General features: G+C 70.8%; 1 protein-coding gene. It reads left to right on the top strand.

All coding sequences use genetic code 11. The features are described from left to right. Window positions 1–1820, top strand: a 1820-nt coding sequence (gene cas3 / locus AOK24_RS12095; RefSeq protein WP_055720065.1) for a CRISPR-associated helicase Cas3', incomplete at its 5' end; no start/stop codon positions are given. Between the last annotated feature and the right edge of the window lie 286 nt (window positions 1821–2106).

The following is a 2106-nucleotide window of genomic DNA, read 5'->3' on the forward strand; positions in this document are numbered from 1 at the left end:
AGATGTACCGGCGGGTGGCGGGGGTGGTGTCCCGGCTGGCGGGCGATGAGGCGGGGCTGACCCTCACCCACAGCATGGCCTGGTTGAACAGCGCCTACAGGGAGGACACGGCGGGCGAGTTGCGGGTGGTGACGTGTGAGGGGGACGACGAGGCCGATGCGGACGGGCCGCGGCGGCGGGAGATCGACATGCGGCCGAAGCGGTGGCTGCGCGGCGCGAAACGGCCGCTGCTGGCGCAGTTCACCGTCGGCACGGTGGACCAGGCGCTGATGGGGGTGCTGCCGGTGCGGCACAACGCACTGCGGCTGCTGGCGCTGTCGGGCAAGACGTTCATCCTCGACGAGGCGCACGCCTACGACCCGTACATGCAGGTGCTGCTGGGGAGGCTGCTGAACTGGCTGGGGAGGTACGGGACTCCGGTCGTACTGCTGTCGGCGACGCTCCCGGTCTCGGTCAGCGACCAGCTGATCAAGCAGTACCTCAAGGGCGCCGGACTGAAGAACAAGGAGCTGAAGGGGCGCACGTTCGAGGCGCCGTATCCGGGCTGGCTGTACGTGGACGCGGCCGACGGGGAATGCGCGCGGATCTCCGCCGCACGGCACGAGGAACAGGCGGCTGCGCGGGCGATGAGCCTGGACGTGCAGGTGGAACCCGTGGTCCACGGCACCGGCGGCGGCAGCCGGGGCCGGCTCGCGGTGATCGAGCGGCTGCTGGAACCGGTGCTCGGGGACGAGGGCGGGTGCGCGCTGGTCGTCTGCAACACCGTGTCCGAGGCCCAGGACACCTACCGGCACCTGCGCGACCTTCTCGACGGGCGCCGGCGCGAAGGTGGGGAAGAGGTGCAGTTGCTGCACGCCCGCTTCCCCGGCGACCAGCGTGAACAGCGCACCCAGGAGATCACCGACGGACTGGGGAGGCAGGGCCCCCGCCCGGGGCGGCGCATCGTCGTGGCCACCCAGGTCGTCGAACAGTCCCTCGACCTGGACGCGGACATCGTCATCAGCGACCTGGCCCCCCTCGCGCTCCTCCTCCAGCGCGCGGGCCGCTGCTGGCGCCACGAGACCTGGTGGGCCCGCCACGGCCGGCCGCACGGACACGCCCGTCCGGCCTGGGCCACGAACGCGCGCCTCGTCGTCCTGGACCCGGTCGCCGCCGGGCGGGGCGTGCCGAAGGAATGGGGTGAGGTGTACGCCGAGTTCCTCCTGCGCACCACCTCCACCACTGTCGGACGGTACGACGGCCGGTCCATCGCGATCCCGGGTGACGTGCAGGACCTGGTCGAAGAGGTACACGGCCACGACGACATGTTCGTCTGGGACGACCCGGTCAAGTCGGCCGCGTACACCGCCTACCGCGGCAAGGAACTGGCCGACCGCAGCGTCGGCAACATCGTCGTCATCCCCCCGGCGCGCTCGGTGTCGGCCCTGCACAACCTGCACCATCTCAAGGGGACGGAGGACGAGTGGGAGGCCGCTACCCGCCTCGGCGCCGACGCCGTACGCCTCCTGTGCGCCTACCGGCACGCCGACGGCCGCACCACCCTCGACCGGGAAGGCACCGAGACTCTGGCGGGTACCGGCGGCGAAGTTCTCACCCCTGCGGGGGTGCGTGCCGTGATGGCCCGCACCGTGCCGGTCAACGCCGACTGGTTCAAGGGCGAGCTGGAACACCACCGTCCTCCGGACGAGTGGAGCGAACACCCCCTCCTCGGCGACCTCGTGGTCCTGCGCCAGCCGGTCCGCGACGGCCAGGTACAGCCCGTGACCGTGGCGGGGAAGAGCTTGCACCTCGATCCCGAACTGGGGCTGGTTCGGGTGTGACACTCCGCTCGCGGCGGACGGTGGAGCACTGTTCGATTCGCAACTCTCCTTTTTCGAAGATGAGTTCGGGCTGGAGGTCTGTGCGGAGGGGCGTTGTCAGTGGCGGCTGCTTCACTGTGCCCGTGCCTCGCCGCTCAGGTGTTTGGCAGTGGTCCGTGCTGCACTCGCGTGCCGTGACGCGGGCCAGGAACGGGAAGGTGGGAGGGGATTATGGCCGACGGCTTCGACTTACGGGACGAGCCCTGGATTCCGGTCCGTTGGGGGGATGGCCGTGCCGGGCGGGTGG

Source organism: Streptomyces niveiscabiei (genome assembly GCF_001419795.1).
GTDB classification, from domain to species: domain Bacteria; phylum Actinomycetota; class Actinomycetes; order Streptomycetales; family Streptomycetaceae; genus Streptomyces; species Streptomyces niveiscabiei.